At 65.3% G+C, this 24,086-nt stretch carries 16 protein-coding genes; 10 read left to right on the top strand and 6 right to left on the bottom strand.

Going from position 1 to position 24,086, the window contains the following annotated elements; translation table 11 throughout:
* The first annotated feature begins 125 nt into the window (after positions 1–125).
* The 4 genes from aceK to AC1D02_RS09590 are packed head-to-tail and all read left to right on the top strand — an operon-like array spanning position 126 to position 4,975.
* On the top strand, positions 126–1,961 hold the full coding sequence (gene aceK / locus AC1D02_RS09605; RefSeq protein WP_477316107.1) for a bifunctional isocitrate dehydrogenase kinase/phosphatase: 1,836 nt from the start codon (positions 126–128) through the stop codon (positions 1,959–1,961).
* A complete protein-coding gene (locus AC1D02_RS09600; protein WP_477316105.1) occupies positions 1,958–3,157 on the top strand; it encodes an acetyl-CoA C-acetyltransferase in 1,200 nt (399 codons plus the stop codon). Before aceK ends, AC1D02_RS09600 begins: the two co-directional genes overlap by 4 nt.
* A 2-nt stretch (positions 3,158–3,159) precedes the next feature.
* Positions 3,160–3,828: an SDR family oxidoreductase gene (locus tag AC1D02_RS09595; protein WP_477316103.1), complete on the top strand. Its 669-nt coding sequence runs from the start codon at positions 3,160–3,162 to the stop codon at positions 3,826–3,828.
* A 19-nt stretch (positions 3,829–3,847) separates the two neighbouring features.
* Positions 3,848–4,975 carry an acyl-CoA dehydrogenase family protein gene (locus tag AC1D02_RS09590; protein WP_477316101.1) on the top strand — a complete coding sequence of 376 codons (1,128 nt, stop codon included), beginning with the start codon at positions 3,848–3,850 and terminating at the stop codon, positions 4,973–4,975.
* On the opposite strand, the gene AC1D02_RS09585 is transcribed toward AC1D02_RS09590, so the two are convergent.
* Positions 4,976–5,755: a hypothetical protein gene (locus AC1D02_RS09585; protein WP_477316099.1), complete on the bottom strand. Its 780-nt coding sequence runs from the start codon at positions 5,753–5,755 to the stop codon at positions 4,976–4,978.
* A 124-nt stretch (positions 5,756–5,879) separates the two neighbouring features.
* On the opposite strand from AC1D02_RS09585, the gene AC1D02_RS09580 reads away from it, so the two are divergent.
* Positions 5,880–6,614: a helix-turn-helix domain-containing protein gene (locus AC1D02_RS09580; RefSeq protein WP_477316097.1), complete on the top strand. Its 735-nt coding sequence runs from the start codon at positions 5,880–5,882 to the stop codon at positions 6,612–6,614.
* 54 nt (positions 6,615–6,668) lie between these two features.
* Here AC1D02_RS09580 and AC1D02_RS09575 read toward each other — a convergent pair whose 3' ends face one another.
* Together AC1D02_RS09575 and AC1D02_RS09570 are read right to left on the bottom strand one after the other, a co-directional pair.
* Positions 6,669–9,197 (bottom strand): M4 family metallopeptidase, encoded by a 2,529-nt coding sequence (locus AC1D02_RS09575; RefSeq protein WP_477316095.1) that lies wholly within the window; start codon positions 9,195–9,197, stop codon positions 6,669–6,671.
* Positions 9,198–9,417: 220 nt separating this feature from the next.
* Complete coding sequence (locus AC1D02_RS09570) at positions 9,418–11,940, bottom strand: M4 family metallopeptidase (RefSeq protein ID WP_477316093.1); 2,523 nt, start codon at positions 11,938–11,940, stop codon at positions 9,418–9,420.
* Between the two features lie 931 nt (positions 11,941–12,871).
* On the opposite strand from AC1D02_RS09570, the gene AC1D02_RS09565 reads away from it, so the two are divergent.
* A complete protein-coding gene (locus AC1D02_RS09565; RefSeq protein ID WP_477316091.1) occupies positions 12,872–13,531 on the top strand; it encodes a hypothetical protein in 660 nt (219 codons plus the stop codon).
* Positions 13,531–14,187: a DUF6445 family protein gene (locus AC1D02_RS09560; protein WP_477316089.1), complete on the top strand. Its 657-nt coding sequence runs from the start codon at positions 13,531–13,533 to the stop codon at positions 14,185–14,187. Before AC1D02_RS09565 ends, AC1D02_RS09560 begins: the two co-directional genes overlap by 1 nt.
* A 45-nt stretch (positions 14,188–14,232) precedes the next feature.
* On the opposite strand, the gene AC1D02_RS09555 is transcribed toward AC1D02_RS09560, so the two are convergent.
* From AC1D02_RS09555 to AC1D02_RS09545, 3 genes are all read right to left on the bottom strand, one after another.
* The gene (locus AC1D02_RS09555) at positions 14,233–15,303 is read right to left on the bottom strand and encodes a S66 peptidase family protein (protein WP_477316087.1); all 1,071 of its coding nucleotides are present in this window, start codon (positions 15,301–15,303) and stop codon (positions 14,233–14,235) included.
* 119 nt (positions 15,304–15,422) lie between these two features.
* Positions 15,423–18,179 carry a TonB-dependent receptor domain-containing protein gene (locus tag AC1D02_RS09550; protein WP_477316085.1) on the bottom strand — a complete coding sequence of 919 codons (2,757 nt, stop codon included), beginning with the start codon at positions 18,177–18,179 and terminating at the stop codon, positions 15,423–15,425.
* Positions 18,180–18,359: 180 nt separating this feature from the next.
* Positions 18,360–20,135: an ABC transporter substrate-binding protein gene (locus tag AC1D02_RS09545; protein ID WP_477316083.1), complete on the bottom strand. Its 1,776-nt coding sequence runs from the start codon at positions 20,133–20,135 to the stop codon at positions 18,360–18,362.
* A 189-nt stretch (positions 20,136–20,324) separates the two neighbouring features.
* On the opposite strand from AC1D02_RS09545, the gene AC1D02_RS09540 reads away from it, so the two are divergent.
* From AC1D02_RS09540 to bla, 3 genes are read left to right on the top strand one after another with little or no spacing between them, the layout of a single operon-like run.
* The gene (locus AC1D02_RS09540) at positions 20,325–21,563 is read left to right on the top strand and encodes a nucleoside recognition domain-containing protein (RefSeq protein ID WP_477316081.1); all 1,239 of its coding nucleotides are present in this window, start codon (positions 20,325–20,327) and stop codon (positions 21,561–21,563) included.
* A 10-nt stretch (positions 21,564–21,573) separates the two neighbouring features.
* Positions 21,574–23,028, top strand: a complete 1,455-nt coding sequence (gene dacB, locus AC1D02_RS09535; RefSeq protein WP_477316079.1) for a D-alanyl-D-alanine carboxypeptidase/D-alanyl-D-alanine endopeptidase — start codon at positions 21,574–21,576, stop codon at positions 23,026–23,028.
* Positions 23,025–23,888, top strand: a complete 864-nt coding sequence (gene bla / locus AC1D02_RS09530; protein WP_477316077.1) for a class A beta-lactamase — start codon at positions 23,025–23,027, stop codon at positions 23,886–23,888. Before dacB ends, bla begins: the two co-directional genes overlap by 4 nt.
* Positions 23,889–24,086: the final 198 nt, after the last annotated feature.

Genomic DNA, 24,086 nt, shown 5'->3' with positions numbered 1-24,086 from the left:
CAGTAAAATCGGGGTCAGGTCCAACCGACCTGGAAGGAGTCGAGCCTTGCAAGGCTCGACCGTTTCGCAGGAGCAAAGCGTCGCTTCACTAAAACCCCTGCTATACCCCCACCGAGATCCCCTCCATGACCCAGGCCGCGTTTCCGAAACTGCTGTCGTCCCAGATCGCTTTCGACATCGCGCGCACGATCCTGGACGGTTTCGACAAGCACTATCGCCTGTTCCGCCAGACCAGCCAGGCCGCCAAGCGCCACTTCGAGAGCGGCGCCTGGGCCGTCGCCCAGCAGGCGGCGCGCGAACGCATCGGCTTCTACGACCAGCGCGTGCAGGAATGTGTACAAGTCCTCGAGGACGAGTATGCCGGCGAGGAGCTGACCGACGAGGTGTGGCGCGAAACCAAGCTGCACTACATCGGCATCCTGTCCGGCCACAAGCAGCCGGAATGCGCCGAGACCTTCTTCAACTCGGTCTGCTGCAACATCCTGCACCGCACCTATTTCCACAACGACTTCATCTTCGTGCGTCCTGTCGTCTCGACCGAGTACATCGAAACCGAGGAACTGCTGCCGACCTACCGGGTCTACCATCCGCACAGCGACGGCCTGCGCTTCACGCTCAAGCGGGTGGTGACGAATTTCCAGCTCGACTGCACATTCGCCGACCTCGACCGCGACATCGCGCAGGTGGAGTCACGCCTGAAGCAGATGTTCGGCGACGCCCCGACGGAGCCGAACCACCAGCTGCAGGTGCTGTCGAACCTGTTCTTCCGCAACAAGGGCGCCTACATCGTCGGCAAGGCCATCAACGGCTTCCGCGAGTTCCCCTTCATCATCCCGATCCTGCACGACCGCCACGGCGAGCTGGTGCTCGACACCGTGCTGTACGAGCAGGAACACGTGACGGTGCTGTTCTCGTTCACGCGCGCCTACTTCCTGGTCGACATGGAAGTACCGTCGGCCTACGTGCAGTTCCTGCGCGGCCTGCTGCCGCACAAGCCGCGCAGCGAGATCTACACCATCCTCGGCCTGCAAAAGCAGGGCAAGACGCTGTTCTACCGCGACTACCTGCAGCACCTCAAGCACACCTCGGACCGCTTCGAGATCGCGCCCGGCATCCGCGGCCTGGTGATGCTGGTGTTCGCGCTGCCGTCGTTTCCCTACGTGTTCAAGGTGATCAAGGACTTCTATCCGGCGCCGAAGGAAACCACGCGCGCCCAGATCAAGGAAAAGTACCTGCTGGTGAAGTACCACGACCGCGTCGGGCGCATGGCCGACACGCTGGAATACTCCAACGTGGCGTTCCCGCGCGAGCGTTTCTCGGAGGAGCTGGTCGCCGAGCTGATGCACCACGCGCCGTCGCTGGTCGAGATCGAGGGCGGCCAGATCATCCTCCGCCACCTCTACATCGAGCGCCGCATGGTGCCGCTGAACATCGACCTGAGCAACGCCGAGAAGGCCGGCGACGACGCGCGCCTGGCGCACGACGTGATCGAATACGGCAACGCCATCAAGGAGCTGGTGGCGGCCAACATCTTCCCCGGCGACATGCTGTACAAGAATTTCGGCGTGACCCGCCACAACCGCGTGGTGTTCTACGATTACGACGAGATCGAGTACATCACCGACTGCAATTTCCGCGACATCCCCGAGCCGCGCAACGAGGAAGAAGAGATGTCGGCCGAGCCGTGGTACACGATCGGCCGGCACGACGTGTTCCCCGAGCAGTTCGGCCGCTTCCTGCTCGGCAACGCCAATATCCGCAAGGTGTTCATGGAGCACCACGCCGACCTGCTGACGCACGAGTTCTGGCAATCGCGCAAGCAGCGCATCATGGACGGCCACATCGAAGACGTTTTTCCGTATCCTCAAGCAATCCGCTTTTGTAACGAGCGGCGCGCGCAAGTGCGTGCGCCGGCATCCCCACCCCGCATTTCAACACCTGTTTTGGAGATCCAAAAATGAATGATCCAGTCGTTATCGTCGGCGCAGCCCGCACTCCAATGGGCGCGTTCCAGGGCGATTTTTCCTCCAAGAGCGCCAATGACCTCGGCGCCGTCGCGATCGCAGCCGCGGTCGAACGCTCCGGCGTCGACAAGAACCTGGTCGAACACGTCTACTTCGGCAACTGCCTGATGGCCGGCCAGGGCCAGGCTCCGGCGCGCCAGGCCGCCATCAAGGCCGGCCTGCCATTGTCGGCCGGCGCCGTCACCCTGTCGAAGATGTGCGGCTCGGCGATGCAGACCACCATCTTCGCGCACGACAGCCTGATGGCCGGCAGCGCCGACGTCATCGTCGCCGGCGGCATGGAGTCGATGACCAACGCGCCTTACCTGATTCCGAAGGCGCGCGGCGGCTACCGCATCGGCCACGGCATGATGTTCGACCACATGATGCTCGACGGCCTGGAAGACGCCTACAGCAAGGACGAGAAGACCGGCGGCGGCCGCTCGATGGGCACCTTCGCCGAAGAGTGCGCGACCAAGTACACCTTCACCCGCGAAGCGCAGGACGCGTTCGCGATCGAGTCGGTCAAGCGCGCGCAGAACGCCACCGCCGACGGCAGCTTCCAGTGGGAGATCGCGCCGGTCACCGTGTCGGGCCGCGCCGGCGACACCGTGATCGACAAGGATGAAGGTCCGCTCAAGGCCAAGCTCGACAAGATCCCCTCGCTGCGTCCTGCGTTCAAGAAGGACGGCACCATCACCGCCGCCTCGTCGTCGTCGATCAACGACGGCGCCGCCGCGCTGGTGATGATGCGCGAATCGACCGCCACCAAACTGGGCCTGAAGCCGATCGCCCGCATCGTCGCGCACTCGACCCACGCGCAGGAGCCGAACCTGTTCACCACCGCACCGATCGGCGCGCTGGAAAAAGTGCTGAAGAAGACCGGCTGGAACGCGCGCGACGTCGACCTGTTCGAGATCAACGAAGCGTTCGCCGCGGTGCCGATGGCAGCGATGCACGAACTCGATATCCCGCACAGCAAGGTCAACGTCCACGGCGGCGCCTGCGCGCTGGGCCACCCGATCGGCGCATCCGGCGCGCGCATCATCGTCACCTTGCTGGGCGCACTGAAAAAGACCGGCGGCAAGCGCGGCGTCGCTTCGCTGTGCATCGGCGGCGGCGAAGCGACCGCGATGGCCTTCGAAATGGTCTGACCATGCCGACCGCGCTGATCCTCGGCGCGTCGCGCGGCATCGGCCGCGAACTGGCGCGCCAGTACCTGGCCGACGGCTGGCGCGTGATCGCCACCGCGCGTACGCAGCAGCAGTGCGATGCGCTGGCGGCCGCCGGCATGGTGGCGTACCCGCTCGACGTGGCCAGCGCGGAGTCGATCGCCGGCCTGGGCTGGCGCCTCGACGACGAGAAGATCGATACGGCCTGGCTGGTGGCGGGCCTGTACGGTCCGCGCCACGACGGTTTCCCGGCCGAAGCCGACTTCGACGCGGTCATGCACACCAACGTGCTGGCGGCGATGCGGCTGCTGCCGATGGTCGCGCCGCTGGTGGCGCAGCGGCGCGGCAAGCTGGCGGTGATCTCGTCGCGCATGGGATCGATCGGCGCGCGCACCGCGTCGATCGGCACGCTGTACCGCGCCAGCAAGGCAGCGCTGAACTCGGTGCTGAAGGATGCGAGCATCGACTTCGGCCCGCAAGGCGTGATCTGCGCCGCGTTTCATCCGGGCTGGGTGAAGACGGACATGGGCGGCGACGAGGCCGACATCGAAGTCGAGGAAAGCGTGGCCGGACTGCGCGCGACGCTGGCCCGGCTGACCGCTGCCGACAATGGCAGCTTTTTGAATTACGACGGCGCGCCAATTCCCTGGTGAGCCGAAACCGAGAGACAGAATGATACTGACCGAAGAACACCAGATGATCCGCGACGCGCTGCGCGCCTTTTCGCAGGAGCGCCTTGCGCCCAACGCCGCGCGCTGGGACAAGGAGCAGACCTTCCCGAAAGAGGAACTGAAAGAGCTGGCCGCGCTTGGCGCGTTCGGCGTCGCTGTGCCCGAGCATCTGGGCGGCGCGGGACTCGACTACGTCTCGCTGGCGCTGGTGCTGGAAGAGATCGCGGCCGGCGACGGCGGCACCTCGACCATCATCTCGGTCAACAACTGCCCGGTATGCTCGATCGCCATGATGTACGCGAACGACGCGCAGAAGGAACAGTGGCTGCGTCCCCTCGCGCAGGGCAAGATGCTGGGCGCGTTCGCGCTGACCGAGCCGCACACCGGCAGCGACGCCTCCGCGCTGCGCACCACCGCCGTGCGCGACGGCGACGAGTATGTGCTGAACGGGACCAAGCAGTTCATCACCAGCGGCAAGAACGGCGACGTCGCGATCGTGATGGCGGTGACCGACAAGGCGGCCGGCAAGCGCGGCATCAGCGCGTTCTGGGTGCCGACGTCGGCGCCCGGCTACATCGTCGCGGGCCTGGAGCACAAGATGGGCCAACACTCGTCGGACACGGCGCAGATCCTGCTGGAGAACTGCCGCATCCCGGCCGAGAACCTGATCGGCGAAGAAGGCCAGGGCTACAAGATCGCGCTGTCGGGCCTCGAGGGCGGCCGCATCGGCATCGCCTCGCAGTCGGTCGGCATGGCGCGCGCCGCGTTCGAGGCGGCGCTGGCGTACTCGCGCGAACGCGAAAGCTTCGGCAAGCCGATCTTCGAGCACCAGTCGGTGCAGTTCAAGCTGGCCGAGATGGCGATGAAGATTGAAGCGGCGCGCCAGCTTATTTTGCACGCGGCGTCGATGAAGGATGCCGGCCTGCCGTGCCTGAAGGAAGCGGCGATGGCCAAGCTGTTCGCGTCCGAGATGGCCGAGCGCGTGGTGTCGGACGCGATGCAGGTGTTCGGTGGCTACGGCTACGTGAGCGACTTCCCGATCGAGCGCATCTACCGCGACGTGCGCGTGTGCCAGATCTACGAAGGAACCAGCGACATCCAGAAGATCCTGATCGCCCGCGCGCTGTAATCAGCGGCGACAGGCAGTCTCGTTTGGTGAAAATGGGGACAGGTCCGCAGGACCAGTCTCCCTCCGCTCGATCAGCCGGCCGACGATGATGGCGGCGGCGCCGGCGGCGAGCAGGTGCTTGATCGTGTGGCCGCTGATAAAGCCCAGCGCGGCCAGCACCTGATGATCGTTCAGCTCCGCCACCTTGGCGACGGCGTACAGCGCCAGCGCGGACCCGAATGCAATCCTGTCGCGGCGGGAGGCGCGGTAAATCCACTGCCACAGCGGAATCAGCATCAGCGGCAGTATCTGCAGCAGCAGGTAAGGGCGCAAGTCGCCCGCGCCGAACATCCCCGTGAACTGCCACCACCCCACACTGAACAGCGCGAGCATCCCCAGCAGAACGACGTCGCGCTTCTCGTGCAGCGCCGACACGCACTCGGCGCGCACCGCCGCCAGCAGGCCGGCGCACGCCAGCGCGATCGGCAGCCGGTCCCACACCAGGGCCGCATCGTCCGGCGCCAGGTGGTAAAACGCGGAGCCGAATGCCGTCAGCAGCAGCGCGCCGAGAAACAGCAGGTAGCCGATCCGCATCGGCCGCACGCGCAGCAGGCCCCACGCGGCGACTGCGGCGAAGGCGAGGTTGGACAGCACGTCCGCGGCATGCGGCACTCCCATCAGCACCGACTGGTCGGCAAACTCGTGATAGTGCGCGAACTGCGCGACCGGGCCATGCGCGACCAGCGCCGCAGCCAGCGCGACAGTGACGGCGAGGGGCAGGTGAACCAGCCAGGTTTTCAAGATGCGCTCCCAGATGTAATGAACAGGCATCGAGCTTGCCGCAGCTCAGCGCGGAATGGTACTCTCGTCGATATAGTCGCCGAGATTGCCATCCGAAGCATCACATTACGATACCAGAGTGCCCATGACCGAAGCCACCCAGTTAGTCGCCACCCTCAAGCGCGAGTTGAAACAGCAGGGAAAAACCTACCGCGATGTCGGCGCCGCGCTCGGCCTGTCCGAGCCCAGCGTCAAGCGGCTGTTCAGCTCGGGCCAGTTTTCGTTGGACCGGATGGTCGAGGTGTGCAGCCTGCTCGGCTTCACGCTGGCCGAACTGGCGCAGCAGGCCAGCGCCAGCGAGCCGCGTTTGCGCACCCTGACTGTGGCGCAGGAAAAGGAACTGATCTCCGATCCGGTGCTGCTGCTGGTGGCGGTGTGCGCGCTCAATCACTGGACGCTGAAGGACATGCTGGCCGCGTATCGCCTGAGCGAGGCGGAGTGCCTGCAACGGCTGCTGCGGCTGGACCGGCTGCACGTGATCAGCCTCCTGCCCGGCAACCGGATCCGGCTCAATGTCGCGCGCGATTTCGACTGGCTGGTCGATGGGCCGATCCGCGACTATTTCCGCGAGCAGGGCCTGGTCGACTTCCTCGACAGCCGCTTCGCGCGCGCCGACGAATCGCTGGCCTTCTCGCACGGGATGCTGACGGCGGCGGCGATCGACAAGATGCAGGGCGAGCTGCGCCGGCTGCGCGCCACCTTCGCCGAGCTGCACGAAGAAAGCCTGGCGTCGCCGCTGTCGAAACGGCGCGGCAGCGGCCTGCTGCTGGCGATGCGCGAATGGGAGCCGGTGGGATTCACCGGCCTGCGGCGCAAGTAGCGGCGTCCAGGGCCTGACCAGGACGCCGAGTCCCGTGGTGTCAGACCCAGGTTTTTACTGCGTGACCAGGCTCACTTTGTCGACCACGAAGGACGTCTGCAGCGCGAAGTCTTCCGTCATCGCAAACGACAGCACGATGGTCTGCCCCTTGTACGCCAGCAGGTTGAAGCTGCGGACCTGGTATCCCGCCGCCTTGTCCAAGTTGCTGTAGGTCGCCAGCGTCCCCAGCACCGTGCCGGCCGGGTTCTTTACCGTCACCACCAGCTTGTCGTAGGCGACCGAGCTGGTGTTCTCCGCCGTGTCGATGTGCAGCGCGAATGTAAGATTGGCCGCTACCGCGCTTGGCGGAATCGCCACCGCCTGCGTGATCGTCTCGCGCGCGCTGTAGCCATTCCCGCCCAGCCAGGCGAAGCGCGTGCCGTCATACGGCGCCTGTCCCGCGTGGCTGCCGATCACGCCGGTATTGCCGGCCCATCCCGTGGTGCCCGACTCGAAGCTGCCGTTGACCACGCGTTCGGTCGACGTGCCCGACGCCACCGTCAGCGTGGCCTGGGCGCTGGTCACGCTGGCCGGCGTCGTCGCCGAGTCGGTGACGCGCGCGCTGAACCGGGCGCCGTTGTCGGCGGCCTGCGCCGTCAGGCTGTAGCTGGCGGCCGTGGCGCCGGCGATGTTGGCGCCGTTGCGCAGCCACTGATAACGGTATGGCGCGGTGCCGCCGCTCGCGCCCACCGCGAAGCTGGCCGTGGCGCCCGGCGCCACCGTGCCGTTGGCGGGCTGCGAGGCGATCGCCAGCGCGCCGCCGCCGGCGCCTGTCTCGTCGATGTCGGCGCCGACGTTGATGGCCGCGTAGGCGCGCTGCACCGCGATCGCTTCGCGGCTGCCCACGCCATACAGCTCCTGCGCCGACTGCAGCACCTTGTTGCGCGCGTCGGCGTAGTTGGTCGACGCGGTGAACTTGGTGGTGAGCGCCTTGAACCAGATGCGGTAGGCCTTGTCGCTGCCGATGCCGGTCATGTTCAGCGGCGACTTGGTCAGGTAGGCGCTATAGTAGTCGGACGACGCCACCGAACTCGATCCCTGCGACAGGAAGTAGAACATGCGGTTGTTCGGACCGCTGCTGTAGTGGACGTCGATGCCGCCGATGCTGCTGCTCCACGCATTCGGACTGGCGCCATCCTTGCTCGGCTTGTACATCCAGCGCAGCGGCGTGCCGGTCTTGCTGATTTCCTTGCCCATCATCCAGTCATTGCCGGTGTTGGGGATGCTCGTGCCGGTGCCGCCGGCGCGCGCGTACGCTTCCACCATCTCGCCGCTGATGTCCGAGGCCGACTCGTTCAGCCCGCCCGACTCGCCCGAGTAGGTCAGGTTCGAGGTGGCGGCAGTCACGCCGTGGCCCATCTCGTGGCCGATCACGTCGATCGACCCCAGGCTCAGGAAGCTATTGCCGTCGCCGATGAACATGCAGCGGCAGCCGTCGTCGTAGAAGGCGTTGTCGTAATTGTTGAACACGTGCGCGGCGATGTAGGTGGCGGTGTTGTTGCCGTCGAGCGATTGCCAGCCGAGCGTGTTCTTCAGCATGTCGTAGGTGTTCATCAGGCCCCACATCGCGTTGACGGCGGCGGTCTGGCCATTGGCGTTGGTGGTGCTGCCGCCGGAAATGTACTGCTGGCCGTCGCCCCAGCTGTTGGTGCTGTAGGTATAGATCGCGCCGGCGCTGCCGGTGTGGTTGGCGTTGGTGATCGCGTTGGCGCCGAAGGTGCCGCCGGCGCCGCGCAGCGGATCCTTCATGCTGTAGGTGCTGCCCGACAGTGCGGTGCTGATCGGCACGGTGCCGTTGTACTGGCTGTGGCCGGTGCCGACCACGGTCTTGAGCGCCTGCCATTGCTTCATCACGCGGCCGTCGACGGCGCTGACGATGGCGTCGATATACACCGGTTTCTCGCCGCCGACTACCATGCGGGTCTGCACCAGATAGGCCAGCTCATAACCCTGGACGCGCGGCTCGAGGTCCATCGCGTTCAATTCGCTGTCGACCTTGTTGGCGGCTGCGGCGATGCGCACCTGCTCGACGATCGGATACACGATCAGCTCGGCGGTGGAACGGGCCGCGACCGGCGCGGCGGCGGGCTTGACGCCGCCCTCGGCCACCGCGATCGCGGCGGACGGCGCGATCGACGGATGCACGCTGAAGCTGGCGTAGCGTCCTCCCATGATGGCGCTGGCCGGGCCGGCGCCCAGGCCGGCGCTGCGCTCGCTGCGCGATTCGCTGACGACCTTGCCGGCGTCGTTGGTCACCAGCACCGATTCGGACTCGAACACGCGCACCCCCTTGTAGGTGTGGTGCAGGCGCGTGATGCGGGTGCCTGCCACGCCGGGATGCTCGGCGGCCACGATGTAGCCGTGGTCGGGGTCGAGGCCGCGCTTGTCGTTGGCGCCGCGCAGGCGCGCCAGCAGGGCGGCGTGGGGCAGCGGGGTGGCCGCGAGGGGTGCGGCCATCACGGGATCGGCGGCAACGGCGGCGCCGCTCGCCAGGAATGGCATCGCGGCGAGCGATGCGGCCAGCAGGGTTTTGCGCAGGTTCATGTCATCTCCTGGGTTCAGGCGTTAAAGGAACACCTTCCAAGCTGACACCAAATACGAATGCGCAAAGTGGATTGCCACAAGCTTTGTGGGGGACCTTGATCCGCCTCAAGTGCGCCGGCGACGGCGCCCAAAAAGAAACCGCGGTCAGACCAACTGGTCCGACCCCGGCTGTGGAGTAGGCGGCAAATGGGGTCGCAGCAGCAGACCCCGCGTTACCGTGTTACTGGGTGATGACGCTGACTTTGTCGACCACGAACGAGGTCTGCAGCGACGAGTCCTCGTTCATCGCGAACGACAGCGTCACGGTCTGGCCCTTGTACGGCAGCAGGTTGAAACTGCGGATCTGGTAGCCAGTCGCCTTGTTCAGGTTGCTGTAGGACGCCAGCGTGCCGAGCACCGTGCCGGCCGAGTTTTTCACCGTCACGACCAGCTTGTCGTACGCCGTGGTGGTGGTGGTTTCGGCCGTGTCGATGTGCAGCGCGAACGTCAGGTTGGCCGAGGTCGCCGTCGACGGCAGCACCGCGGTGGTGGTGATGGTCTCGCTGGCCGTCACGCCATTGCCGCCCAGCCAGGCGAAGCGGGTGCCGTCATACGCGGTCTGGCCGGCGTAGTTGCCGATCACGCCGGTGGTGCCGGCCCAGCCCGTCGTGCCGGACTCGAAGCTGCCGTTGGTGACGCGCTCGGTCGAACCGCCGCCCGACGTCACCGTCAAGGTGGCGCTGGCGGAAGTGGCCGTGGTCGGCGTGGCGGCCGAGTCGGTGACCTTGGCGCTGAACAGGGCGCCGTTGTCGGTGGTCTGCGCGGTCAGGCTGTAGCTCGGCGAGGTGGCGCCGGCGATGTTGGCGCCGTTGCGCAGCCACTGGTAGGTGTACGGCGCGGTGCCGCCGGTCGCGGTGACCGAGAAGTTGGCCACAGCACCTGGCGCGACCGTCACGCTGGCCGGGTTGGAGCTGATCGACACGCCGGTGCCGGTTTCGGCCACGTCGGCGCCCACGTTGATCGCCGCGTAGGCGCGCTGCACCGCGATGTCTTCCTTCGAGCCGACGCCATATAGTTCCTGCGCCGCCTGCTGCACCTTGGTGCGCGCGGTGGCGTAGTTGGTCGAGGCGGTGAACTTGGTGGTCAGTGCCTTGAACCAGATGCGGAAGGCCTTGTCGGTGCCGATACCGGTCATGGCCAGCGGTGCCTTGTTCAGGTAGGCGCTGTAGTAGTCGGACGTCGACGTCGAGTTCGAGCCCTGCGCCAGGAAGTAGAACATGCGGTTGTTCGGGCCGGACGAGTAGTGCACGTCGAGGTTGCCGATGGTGCTGGTCCAGGCATTCGGGCTGGCGCCGTCCTTGCTCGGCTTGTACAGCCAGCGCAGCGGCTGGCCGTTCTTGGCGATTTCCGTGCCCATCATCCAGTCGTTGCCGGTGTTCGGAATCACGGTGCCGGTGCCGCCGGCGCGCGCGTAGGCTTCCACCGCTTCGCCCTGGATATCGGAGGCCGACTCGTTCAGGCCGCCGGACTCGCCGGAATAGGTCAGGTTCGAGGTGGCGGCGGTGACGCCGTGGCCCATCTCGTGGCCGATCACGTCGATCGATCCCAGGCTGTTGAACGAAGTGCCGCCGTCGCCGATGTACATGCACTTGCAGGTGTCGCTGTAATAGGCGTTGTCGTAGGCGGTGTTGACGTGCGCGGCGATGTAGGTCGCGGTGTTGTTGCCGTCGAGCGACTGCCAGCCGAGCGTGTTCTTCAGCATGTCGTAGGTGTTCATCAGGCCCCACATCGCGTTCACCGCGGCGGTCTGGCCGTTGGCGTTGGTGGTGGAACCGCCGGCGATGTATTGCTGGCCGTCACCCCAGGTGTTGGTGCTGTTGGTGTAGATGCTGCCGGCGCTGGTGGTGTGGTTGGCGTTGGTGATGGCCATGGCGCCGAAGGTGCCGCCGACGCCGCGGGTGGCGTCCTTCATGCTGTAGGTGCTGCCCGACAGCGTGGTGCTGATCGGCACGGTGCCGTTGTACTGGCTGTAGCCGGTGCCGACCACGGTCTGCACCATCTTCCACTGCTTGATCACGTGGCCGTCGCTGGCGCTGACGATGGTGTCGTGGAATACCGGGTGGTCGCCGGCGGTGATCATGCGGGTCGACACCAGGTAGGCCAATTCATAGCCGGTGACCTGGTCCTGCACGTCCACCGCGTTCAGCTGGCTGTCGAGCTTGTTGGCGGCGGCCGCGGTGCGCACCTGGCTGACGACCGGGTAGACGATCAGTTCGGCCTTCGGCGCGGCGGCCTGGCCGGTGATCGGGCCGATGGCGCGCGACACGACGTCGATCGCGGCGGCGGCGGAAATGGCCGGCTGCACGTTGAAGCTGGAGAACTTGCCGCCCATCTTGGCGGCCCTGGCGCCGTAGCCGAGGCCGGAGCGGCGGTCGCTGACCGACTCGCTGACGATCTTGCCGGCGTCGTTGGTGACCAGCACGGTTTCGGAGTGGAACACGCGCACGCCCTTGTAGGTGTGGGCCAGGCGGCTGACCTTGGTGCCGCGAACGCCGGCGTGGATTTTTTCAAGCTTGTAGCCATGGTCGTCATCGAGCCCATGCTTGGCGTTGGCGGCCTTCAGCTTGCCGGCCAGCGCCGCTTCGTCCGCGGCAACGGCCGCAACTGGATCGCCCATCATTTTTTGGCCGGCGACGGCCTGGCCTGCGAGCATCATCGGGATGGCGGCGAGCGACGCAGCGATCAGGGTTTTGCGAAATTTCATTTGTTCTCCGTATATTGTGGTTGATTTGCCGGTCGCGTTCCCTGCCGGCATGGCCCGAAAGTGCTCGCCGCGCCGTGCAGCGCGCCAATGTCTCCACCGTCGAGATGCCGACACTATTCCCATCGATCCGCCGAAGTCAAAAAACTAGTGAAAATGGTCTGGCGTCGGGCAAATGTTCAGTTTTGGACATTTACACAGTGATATCACCGGTGCGCCGCCTTCTTTCCAAAATAATGTTCCGGATGTAATGAACCAGTTGCATTTGGTCAAATGTTGGAATGAACATTCCCGGTTTGGCGCCGACTGCCCCCAGATTCATCTTTAACGCCCCCGCGGCCGGCGTTTTTTCGCGTTTGCCGGGCAAAAGTGGATATACACATGTCGCTTTTTTTCCTACCCATACAAAAGAATAGCTATCGATCGATCGGTGTAGTCTTACTCCTACAAAATAAAATTCGGTGAAAACCCCTTAATTGTCGAAAAATTGCATTGGAGTCAATACACAGCATGAATATGCTGCAAAAACGAAACATTTCGATAGATTCGACGCCGCAATTCGATTGCAATTTCAATTGAGTACGGTCTACACTCGTTCTCAGTGACCGGCAAATACAACGGCCAGGTGACATCGATAGCAAGCGCGCGGAGACTCCGGCATACAGCGCAATCAACGGGAAAAAAACCATGACTTTTTCATCGCAATTGGCCTTCGTCGTTTCTTCGCCTCCGCCCGCCTCGCGCCCCCCGTCGCCGGGGCCGCTCTGATCCATCGAGCAATCCAGCGCACCATTCCACCCAGTATCAGTAAGTAGCGAAGTCGTCCGCGACAACGGGGAGCGTTTTCCCCGCGATTCGCGCAAAGCATCGCCTTGACCAGCCGTTTGTGACTACGTCCCGCCAGGCGTCACGCCTCGGGAGATTCGGATGAAAAATGCTGTCGATCGCCAACAAAGTTGAGCAGTTAGTGTCGGAGTCGCCCTTCCTCACCGAGGGGATCGCCGCCGGCCTGATCAACCTCTCGGAACTGGCGCGCCAATTGCGCCCCCAGCTCGAATCGGACCTGTGGAAGCCGGTCGGCCAGGCCGCCGTCGTGATGGCGCTGCGCCGCATCTCCGAGCGCCTGCCGCAGAACGACATGGCGCACTCGATCGTGCTGGCGCCGCGGCTGGGCGAACTGACCACACGCACCGACCTGACTATTTCCACCTACCGGCTGTCGGACAACAGCAACGAATGCCAGCGCCAGCTGCTGGCATTGGCCGAGCCGTATCCGGGTACCTTCGTGACCGTCACGCGAGGCGTGCATGAAATCCTGGTGGTGTGCAGCCGCCCGCTGACCCACCTGGTCGAGGAAGCCTTCGGCGACGAGCGCCTGCTGGCCCGGGTCGAGAACCTGACCGCGCTGACCTTGCGCATGAATCCGGAGACCCGCAAGACGCCGGGCATCTACCATGCCGTGCTGAAGAAGCTGGCGTGGGACAAGATCGCCGTGGTCAACATGATGTGCACCTTTTCCGAACTGACCATCCTGCTCGAGCAGTCGCAGACGGGAGCGGCGTTTTCGGTGCTGTCGCAGATCGTCGGGCACTGATGGCGCTGCCGGCCCTCACCTACCGCAAGCCCCAGCTGGGGCGCGATTACTGGATCAAGGACGACATCCTGCCCGACCCCGAGGCGGTGGCGCAGCGCTGCTACGGCCTGACCGAATGGGAACTGGGCGCGCCGCACCGGCCCGAGCCGTGGCCCGGCATGCGCGCCGCCGGCGCCCTGCTGCCGGACGAACTGGCGCTGGTCGAAGCATGGGTCAGGCAGGTGACGGGCGCGAAGCGGCTGTGGACCGAAGCCACGCCGGAAGGCGCCTTCCTCAATCACAATTATGCGCAGCTGGTCGGGATGGCCGAATCGGGGCCGCGCCCGCACACCGATTCGCGCAAGCTGTGCCGCTACGCCGCGGTGATCTACCTGACGCCGCGGCCGGAGCCGGAGGCCGGCACCTCGTTCTACCGGCTGCGCTATCCGGACGGCAGGCTGGGGGGGAATTTCTGCAGCCCGCCGCACGCCAACCTGCGCGAGGCGCTGGGGGTCAAGGGCTTGCCGCCGGAAGCGTGGCAGGAAGAGACGCGGGTGGAGAACCGCTTCAACCGGATGCTGCTGTACCGCGCCAACATGGTGCATTCGGCCAGCAGCTATTTCGGCTTCGAGCATGCCGACAAGCGCATGACGGCGGTGTTTTTCTGGATGGCGTGAAAGCGGCGTCAAGGGTCTGACCCGACGGGTCGGACCCAGGCTTCGTTAGCTGACCGCCGGCTCCAGCAAGGTCACCGTCTGCCGCTCCGCGTCGAGCGTGGCGCGCACGCCGACAGGGATGGTGAACTGGTTGCGGATATGCCCGAACGAATAGCCGCTGACCGCCGGCCCCTTCAAGGGCTGCAGGTGGATGTCGAGCGTTTCGTCGAGCGTCAGCGAGATGTCTTCGTGGCCCGGCCCGCAGTTGTCGCAAATGCCGATCATCACGCCGGCCGCCTTCGCCAGCCCAAGCGATAAATCGAGCTGGGTCATCCAGCGGTCGATCCGGTACGGCGCCTCGTTCACCTCTTCGATAAACAGGATGCCGCCGCGGAAGTCGCCTTCGTACGGCGTGCCCGCCAGCGCGGCCACCATGCTCAGGTTGCCGCCCATCAGCGGCCCGGTCGCGACGCCGCCGTGCACGGTGCGGATCGCGTAGTGCGGCTCCTCGAGCGCGCGCCTGGCGTTTTCCATCGCCATCGGGATGGTGTAGGTCGGCTGCGGATCCATCAGCACGGCCAGCATGTGGGCGGTCGAATAATCGGACGGCGTCGACGAGGCCACCGGTCCGTGGAAAGTCACCAGGCCGGCGTGGCGGTGGATCGCCAGGTGCAGCGCGGTGATGTCGGAGTAGCCCAGCAGGACTTTGGGGTTGGCGCGCACCAGCGCGTAGTCGATGCCGGCCAGCAGCGAGATGCAGCCGGAGCCGCCGCGGATGCACCAGATCGCCTTGACCTCGGGGTTGGCGAACATCGCGTGCAGGTCGGCCAGGCGCTGCTGCACCGAACCGGCGTAGTTGCCGTGCACTTCGCGCAGGTTGGCGCCGAGAATGGCGCGAAAGCCCAGCGCTTCGATGCGCTGCACCGCCTTGCCGATCGAGGCGTCGCTGGTGTAGCCGCCGGGCGCGATGACGGCGACGAGGTCGCCCTCGCGCAGGCGCGGCGGTTTGATCAATGGTCGTTTCATGGCGTGCGGGCGGCGACGATGCGGCGCCGCGCCGGCCGGCAGGGCCACGCCCGCGGCGGCGGCGGCCAGCACGGCACCGAAGCGGCGCCGGCTTGTTGGTTGGTCAGCCATCGTCTGTTGTCTGGTAATTCGTAAACGATAATCCGGAAAAAATTTCGGCGGCGCTCATACTGCAGCGCCGCCGAAGCGTCAGGTGGCGCCGGCCGTTGCCGGCCGGCGCGTTGACCTCATCAGAACTTGTAGCGGGCCGTCACGGTGAAGGTACGGCCGCGTGGATCCGAAACGCGTGGATCCCAGCCGGCGCCGACGACTTCATCGACGTTGTGCGCGGTGAACTCAGGATCCTTGTCGAACAGGTTCAGGATACCTGCGGTCAGGGTCAGGTTCTTGATACCGGTGTAAGTCGCCGACAGGTTGTAACGGATGTGGCTCTCGACGTCAGGGACGAAGCCGGCCGGCGGCGTGCCGAGGCCGCGGTTCGGCACCTGGTCCTTGTAGCCCGACGAGTAGCTTTGCGACAGCAGGGTGCTCCAGTCGCCCTTGCTCAGGCTGACGCTCGCCTGGTGTTTCCAGCGCAGGTACAGGTCGCGGGTGTAGAAGTTGCCGACGAATTCCTTGAACGGCTGGCCTTCGATCTCCGCGAACTGGAAGGTCTGGGTCCAGGTGCCGTCCAGGCCGGCCGACCACTTGTAGCTGCCGACCTTGCCGTCGGCGCGCGCGTTGACGTCGGCGCCGCGGGTCTTGCTGCCCGAAGCGTTGATCCAGCCCGCCTGGATGTAGGCGATGGTGCCGTCGGCGTTGCGGATGATGTTTTCCGGCAGCAGCGTGTAGTTCGCCAGGATCACCTGCGGCGTGCGGTTCAGGATCTTGTCCTTGGAATTGATCGCCCAGTAATCGACGCCGACCGACCAGCCCTTCATCGGCTCGACCACGAAGCCGATCGTGCCCTGCTTGGAGGTCTCAGGCTTCAGCTTGGTGTTGCCGCCGCTGAAGTAAGACAGGCGCGAAATGGCGCAGAAACGTGGGTCGCCCGGGTGGGTTGGGCAGCCTTCCGGATCGATGATGCCGTTCGGCAGTTCCAACGGCAGCTGTTGCGAGTACAGCTGGGTGAAGCTCGGCGCCAGGAAGCCCTTGCTGGCCGAACCGCGGAACAGCAGCCAGTTGACCGGCTCGAAGCGGAACGCGACTTTCGGGTTGGTGGTGCTGCCGATGATGCTGTAATCGTCGCGGCGCACGGCGCCTTGCACTTCCAGCGATTTGGTGATCGGCACGATCACTTCGGCGAACATCGCCTTGATGTTGCGCGTTGCGGCGTTCAGGCGGGCATTGCCCGGGGCCAGCAGGATCAAGGTGGCGTCGGTGTCCTGGGCGAAGCCGTAGCCTTCCTTGCGCAGGTCGAAGCCGACCGCGGCCGACAACGGGCCCGACGGCAGCTTGAACAGTTCGCCGGACATGGTGCCGTCGACCTGGCTCAGGGTGGTACGGCCGTGCTGCAGCTTGCCCATGTATTTGGTCGCGTTGACTGCGTCGATCGCGGCCTGGGTCTGGGTCTGGCCAGGGCCAACCCATGGATTGACGATGCCCGAGCCCAGCACCTTGTAGAACGGCGCGGTGAACACGTAGCCGTCCTTCAGGTCGGTCTGGGTCTTGCTGAAGGCCTTCGAGATGCCCAGCTTGTAGTCCCAGTTGAAGAAGGTCACGCCCTCGAGGCCGACCAGCAGGCGCGCGTTGTCGGTCTGGTTTTCCTGGGTGCGGTCACCGGCGATGTTGGCGCGCCACTTGTAGATGATCGGCTTGGTCTTGTCGAAAGTCGACACGTATGGCGTCAGGTCCTGGTAGTAAGGACCACCAACCGGGTAGGCGTTGCCGGCGGCCAGCGAGGTCTGCACCTGGACCGGGGTCAGCGAGGAGATGGCGCGGGTGCGCGACGCCAGCACTTCGACGAACACGCGGCTGTCGTTGGTCAGCTTGAAGACCGAGCGGCCCATCGCGTTCAGGCGGTCGACCGGGGTCTGCATCACGTAGTCCGCGCCATAGTCGTAGGCGCAGGAATAAGTGGTGCGCGACGGCGGCGTCACGTCTTTCCACAGCGCGGTGGCGTACTGCGACATGCCGGGAATGGTGTCGCACTTGCCCTGGAAGCTCAGCGGATTGGCCTGCAGGTAGGTGGTGGCGTCGCCGGGGACCTTGAAACCGGTGCCCAGCGCGGTGCCGGCGCCGGTCAGCTGGTTGGCGTACGGGGTGCCGGTGGTGTCCGGCGACAGGCCGCGCAGCGGCTGGTAGCCGTTGGCGAAATCACGCTGCTTCGACGACAGCTTGTCGTTGCTGTCGACCGTGAAGCTGAGCATGGCGTTCCAGCCGTCGGTGTCGAGCGCGCCGCGGCCCACCAGCAGCTGGCCGCGACGGTTGGTGCCGCCGCCGGCCTGGGTCACCGAGCCGGTGCCCGAGATCTGGTTGCCGACATAGTTGTCTTTGGTGATGAAGTTGACCACGCCGCCGATCGCGTCGGTGCCGTAGATCGCCGAGGCGCCGTCTTTCAGGATCTCGACGCGGGCGATGGCGCCCAGCGGAATCGAGTTCAGGTCGACTGCCTTGCCGCTGCCGCCGTGGGTGGCGATGCGGCGGCCGTTGAGCAGCACCAGCGTGGCGTTCGGTCCGAGCGAGCGCAGAGCGGCGAACGAAGCGCCGCCGCTGACGCGGTCGGCGTCGGCGCCGAACACGTTGTTACCGGAGGTCATGTTGTCGGCGCCGATGCCGTTCGAGGCGATCGAGCGGATCAGTTCTTCCGAGGAGGTGATGCCCCGCTTTTCCATGTCTTCGAAAGTGATGACTTGGACTGGCAGCGCGCCTTCCTTGGCGATGCGCTTGATGCTACTACCCGTGATTTCCACGCGCTGGATGGGTTGGTTCGATTGCACTTCCTGGGCCACGGCTGGGCCGGCGGCGCCGATGATGGCGATCAGGTATGCGAGTTTCTTTAACTTCACGGGTGGCTCTCCTTGATTGAACTGGTGCTGCCGAATCGGCAATTTATTATTTGTAATGTCTTTGCATTACATCAATGTGACATTTGAGAGTAAGCGCAGGCGCTTGCCTCCATCCAATGAATTAACCTGAGTCAACTATAACTTTATGGAATGCACGGGCCATAAGCCGCGCTTACAGGCTTAGCGGGCCATTCTACTGGCTCGTTTCCGCTGCGCAAGGTCAATGTCGAGATATCGCCATGCGGTGAACTCAACCGGGTGCCGCTTGTAGTTTTTAAGCCACGCTTGGCGCAAATCGGCCGAGATCACGTGCGACAGCGGCACCCACGGGTTGTAGGCGTGGATCAGCTGGTTCATCTCGAAATACAGCTGCTGGCGGGCCGGCGAATCGGCCAGTTTCCGCGCCTGTTCGTAGCGCTGGTTGTAGGCCGGCAGGTTGAAGCGGGCGTAGTTGGCGCGCCCGGCGTTGGGGCCGTACAGCAGCTGGTAGAAATTGTCGCCGTCGGGGAAATCGGCGATCCAGTTGCTCTCGAACATCATCACCTTGCCCAGGCGCGATGCCTTGATGATCTCGGTCTTCTTGTCGGTGACGAACACCACGCGCAGGCCGATCGCGTTGAGGTTTTTACGCCACAATTCGTCGCGCAGGCGGCCGGCGGCCGTCGCCTCGCTGTGCATGGTCAAGGTCAGCGGCTGGTTGTCGTGGGTGCGGCGAAACCCGTCCGGGTCGCGCCGGGTATAGCCGAAGCGGTCGAGCAGGGCATTGGCCAGCGCCGGATCGTAAGGCACCGGGCTGCGGTAGGCCGGGTCGTAGCCGAGCACGTTGGGCGCGACCGGCGACTGCGCCTTGATGGCAAAGCCCTTCTTCAGCAGCGCGATGTCCTCGGCGCTGTCGTAGCCCAGCGAAATGGCGCGCCGCAGCGCCACCTTTTCCTTGCTGTAGCCGCCGATCAGCGGATTGTCCATGTTCATCCACATGTAGTAAGTCTGCATCACCGGGAAGCGCGACAGCTCCATGCCCTGCGCGGCGAGGGCCGGCTTGAGCTTGCCGCCGGCGATCACCATGTCGGTCATCGACTCGGGCACCTGCTCCAGGTAGTCGTACTCGCCGCCCAGGAATCCCAGCATGCGGCCCTGGAACTCCTCGGCGATCTTCACCTCGACCCGGTCCACCAGCGGCAGGCGCTTGCCCTCGAGCGCGCGGGCGATCGCCTGGCTGTCGGCGTCCGGGCCGGGAGTCGAATGGAACACGGCGGTTGAATCGGGGTTGGCCAGCAGCACGATCTTGTCGCTGTGCTTCCAGTCGCCGACCATGAACGGGCCGCTGCCGACCGGGTGGTTGCCGACCTGGTTCGGATACGCCTCGACCACTTCGCGCGCCACCACGCCGGTGGCCGGCGTGGCCAGGTAGAACAGGAAATTGGTGTCCGGCGCCGTCAGGCGAATGCGCAGGGTGTAGCGGTCGAGCGCCTTCAGGCCCTCGATCGGGGTGTCGTAGCTGAACTTGTCGTGCAGCGCCTGGTCGCCGGCGATCTTGCCTTCGAACAGGCTGAGCCACGGGGACTTCAGCATCGGGTCGTACAGGCGCGTCAGGCTGTAGACGTAATCGGCGGCGGTCACTTCCCGTTGCGCCCCCTTGAACGCGGGGTCGGGGGTGAAGTGGATGCCGGACCGGAGCTTGAAGGTGTAGGTCAGGCCGCCGTCCTCGACCGTGGGCATGGCGACCGCGGTGTTTTCGCGCAGCTTGACCGGGCGCGCGAGGTAGTCGTAGCGCAGCAGCGGGTCGAACAGGTTTTCCAGCAGGCTGAGCGAGGCGATGTCGGACGCCACCGCGGGGTCGAGGCCGGTCTCGCTGGTCGACAGGAACATGTGCAGGACCTTGGGCTCGGCGGCGGCGGCCGGGCCGATGCAGGAGAGCGCGAACAGGAGGGCGGCGGCGGCGTGTCGGAGTTTCATGGGGTCGTATGATATGTCAACTCAGGGCAAAAATGGGGTCAAGTCCGCACGACCAGGCCCCGCCCGCGCCGCGCCATCACATAACTTTTTTGCATGGCTCCAGCGCATTCTTTCATCCTCGCACCCCGCACTGGGCCTATACTCTCGCTGCACAATCGTGCTCATCCAATACGCATATAGTCGACGACAATGGCATTGAATTACATCTGGTCCGGTTTTTTCCTGGTAGGTTTCATCGCGGCGATCGCGCAGTGGATTTTTCTCGGCGATACCGAGATCTTCAAGCGCATCGTCGACGGCACCTTCGACTCCGCCAAGCTGGCCGTGATGGATATCGCCCTGCCGCTGGCCGGCGTGATGACTTTGTGGCTCGGCATCATGAACATCGGCGAGAAAGCCGGCGCGGTCGGCTGGCTGGCCAAGGTCATCGCGCCGTTCTTCTCGCGCATCTTCCCCGACGTGCCGAAAGACCACCCGGCGACCGGGCACATGGTGATGAATTTCTCGGCCAACCTGCTGGGCCTCGACAACGCCGCCACGCCGTTCGGCCTGAAGGCGATGGAAAGCCTGCAGACGCTCAATCCCGACAAGGACACGGCCAGCAACGCGCAGATCATGTTCCTGGTGATGCACACCTCCGGCCTGACCCTGATCCCGCTCGCCATCATGGCCCAGCGCGCGATCCTCGGCGCGGCCGACCCGTCCGACATCTTCATCCCGTGCATGATCGCAACGTACGTGGCGACCGTCACCGGCATCATCGCGGTGTCGCTCAAGCAGCGCATCAACCTGCTCAACACCGTGGTGCTGGGCTGGCTGGGCGGCATGACCGCGGCCATCGGCCTGCTGATCTGGTATTTCACCAACTACCTGACCAAGCCCGAGATCGAACTGGTGTCCAAGGTGGCCAGCAACCTGATCCTGTTCTCGATCATCATCGTGTTCATCGTCGGCGCGATGCGCAAGAAGGTCAATGTGTACGACGCCTTCATCGAAGGCGCCAAGGGCGGCATCCAGACCTCGCTCACGATCATCCCCTACCTGGTCGGCATGCTGGTGGCGATCAGCGTGATCCGCAATTCGGGCGTGATGGGCTATATCGTCGGCGCGCTGAACTGGGTGTTCGTGCAGATGGGCCTCAACACCGACTTCGTGCCGGCGCTGCCGACCGCGCTGATGAAACCGCTGTCGGGCAGCGGCTCGAAGGCGATGATGATCGACGCGATGAAAACCTACGGAGTCGACTCCTTCGTCGGCCGCCTCGCCTGCATCTTCCAGGGCTCGGCGGACACCACCTTCTACATCGTCGCGCTGTACTTCGGCTCGGTCGGCATCCGCAAGACGCGCTATGCGATCTCGTACGGCCTGATCGCCGACTTCGCCGGCATCGTCGCCGCCATTTTCGTCGCCTACCTGTTCTTCCATTAAGGAGCCCTGCATGTTCCGTCGCATCGCCCTCGCCGCATTGATCACCGCCTGGCTGCCGCTCGCCCAGGCGCAGTTGCCCGAGCCGGTGGCCGGTCAGATGGCCGCCAACGGCATTCCGCAGGACGCCATCGGCGTGCTGGTGCTGCGCGGCGACACCACGGTGCTGTCGCACCTGGCGGACCGGCCGATGCAGCCGGCGTCGACGATGAAGCTGGTGACCACGCTGGTCGGCCTCGAGACGCTGGGGCCGGTGTTCAAGGGCCGCACCGAATTGCGTTCGTCCGGCGACGTGGTGAAGGGCGTGCTGAAAGGCGACCTGGTGCTGCGCGGCGGCGCCGATGCCGACTTCAGCGGCGAGGTGCTGGAGAAGATGCTGCAGGCGCTGCGCAACCAGGGCATCGACCGCATCGCCGGCAACCTGGTGCTGGACCGCTCGCTGTTTTCGCCGCCGCGCAGCGACGTCGGCATGCCGCCGTTCGACGAGGCGCCCGAGGCCTACTACAACGTGATTCCCGACGCGCTGCTGGTCAACAAGAACATGCTGCAGATCGACATGCGCTCGGACGACAGGAAGCTCAAGCTGGCGATGCAGCCGTCGCTGGAAAAGGTCAGCATCGGCTCGGACATGAAGCTGGTCGACGCTGACTGCGCCAAATGGGAAGACGGCTGGAAGAGGCCGGAAGCGCAGCGGATCGACGGCCGCATCAAGGTCGTGCTGCACGGGACCTTTCCGAAGAACTGCGCGCGCGGCTACAGCATCAACGTGGTCGACCGCCAGGACTACGTCGGCCGGCTGTTCCGCGCCACGTGGAAAAAATTGGGTGGGAAATTCAGCGGCGACGTGGTCGACGGCGTCGCGGCGCCGGAGTCGAAGCTGCTGGCCGATCACGTCGCGCGCGCGCTGCCGGAAGTCGTCCGCGACATCAACAAGCCGTCCGACAACACGCTGGCGCGCACTGTTTTCCTCAGCATGGGCGCCCTCGAAGCTGATCCGATGCTGGGCAGCCGGCCGCTGGCGGCAAGCACTGAGACGACCTTCACGCGCGCCGACGCCGCCGTGCGCGCGTGGATGCGCCAGCACGGCATCGACGACGTCGGCCTGGTGATGGAAAACGGCTCCGGCCTGTCCCGCCTCGAGCGCATCAGCGCGGCGCAGATGGGCGGCCTGCTGAAAGCCGGCCTGCGCAGCGACTGGTCGCCGGAGTTCCAGGCCAGCATGCCGATCGTCGCGGTCGACGGCACCATGCGCAAGCGCCTGAAGGACAGCCCGGCGGCGGGCCATGCGCGCATGAAGACCGGGACCTTGTCGAACGTGACGGCGGTGGCCGGCTACGTGCGCGATGCGCTGGGCCAGCAGTGCGTGGTGGTGGCGATGATCAACAGCGATCAGATCAGCAACGGCAAGGGCCGCGCGGTGCTCGACGCGCTGGTCGACTGGGTGGCGCGATCTGGGGCAACGCAATGATCTCGCGGCGCGGGTTCCTGCTGACCGCGGCGGCGGCGCCGCTGGCCGGCTGCACCGTGATGGCGCCGCGCGCCGACGGCTTCGCTGCAGCGATCGAGCAAGTCGAAAAATCCTCCGGCGGGCGGCTCGGCGTGTGCGCGTACGATACTGGCCGCAAGATCCGCCTGAGCTTTCGCGGCACGGAACGCTTCCCGATGTGCAGCACCTTCAAAGTACTTGCGTCGTCAAGTATCTTGGCGCGCGGCCCGGCGTGGCTGGACAAGCGCATCCGCTACAGCAACGATGACCTGGTCACGTATTCGCCCGTGACGGAGAAGCACCTCGCCGGCGGCATGACCAACGCCGAACTGTGCGCGGCGACGCTGCAATTGAGCGACAACACCGCGGCCAACCTGCTGATGAAACAGATCGGCGGCCCGGCCGCAGTGACGGCGTTTGCGCGCTCGATCGGCGACACCGAGTTCCGCCTCGACCGCTGGGAAACCGAGCTGAACAGCGCGATGCCCGGCGACGATCGCGACACCACCACGCCGGTGGCGATGATGCAGACGCTGCAGAAGCTGACGCTGGGCGACGCCCTGGCGCCGGCGGCGCGCGCGAAACTGATCGACTGGATGGCGACCAGCACGACCGGCGCGGAGCGCATCCGCGCGGGCGTGCCGGCCGGCTGGAAAGTGGCCGACAAAACTGGATCTGGCAGCTACGGCGCCACCAACACCATCGCCGTCGTGTGGCCGCCGAACGCCGCGCCGATCGTCATCGCCATCTTCTTCACGCAGCCTGACAAAGACGCGAAAACGCGCAGCGATGTGGTGGCCGCGGCAACGCGCGCAGTGGTCGCAGCCCTCTCCGCGGCGTAATCGCAGTCAGGGGTCTGGTCCCGCGGACCTGACCCCTTTTCCCGAAACGTGGAGGCATAACAATGCAATGGCCAACACTGTTGGGCATTGCGCAATTGGTCGAGCGGCGGCTACTTAAAGATGGGGTCAGGTCCGCAGGACCAGACCCCGGCGCCGCGGACGCCGCTTCTTGAAGAACGCGGCGGAAGGTCACGCGCA

The sequence above is a fragment of the Massilia sp. P1_C10 genome, assembly GCF_056406475.1.
This window is presented reverse-complemented; position numbering and strand designations above follow the sequence as displayed.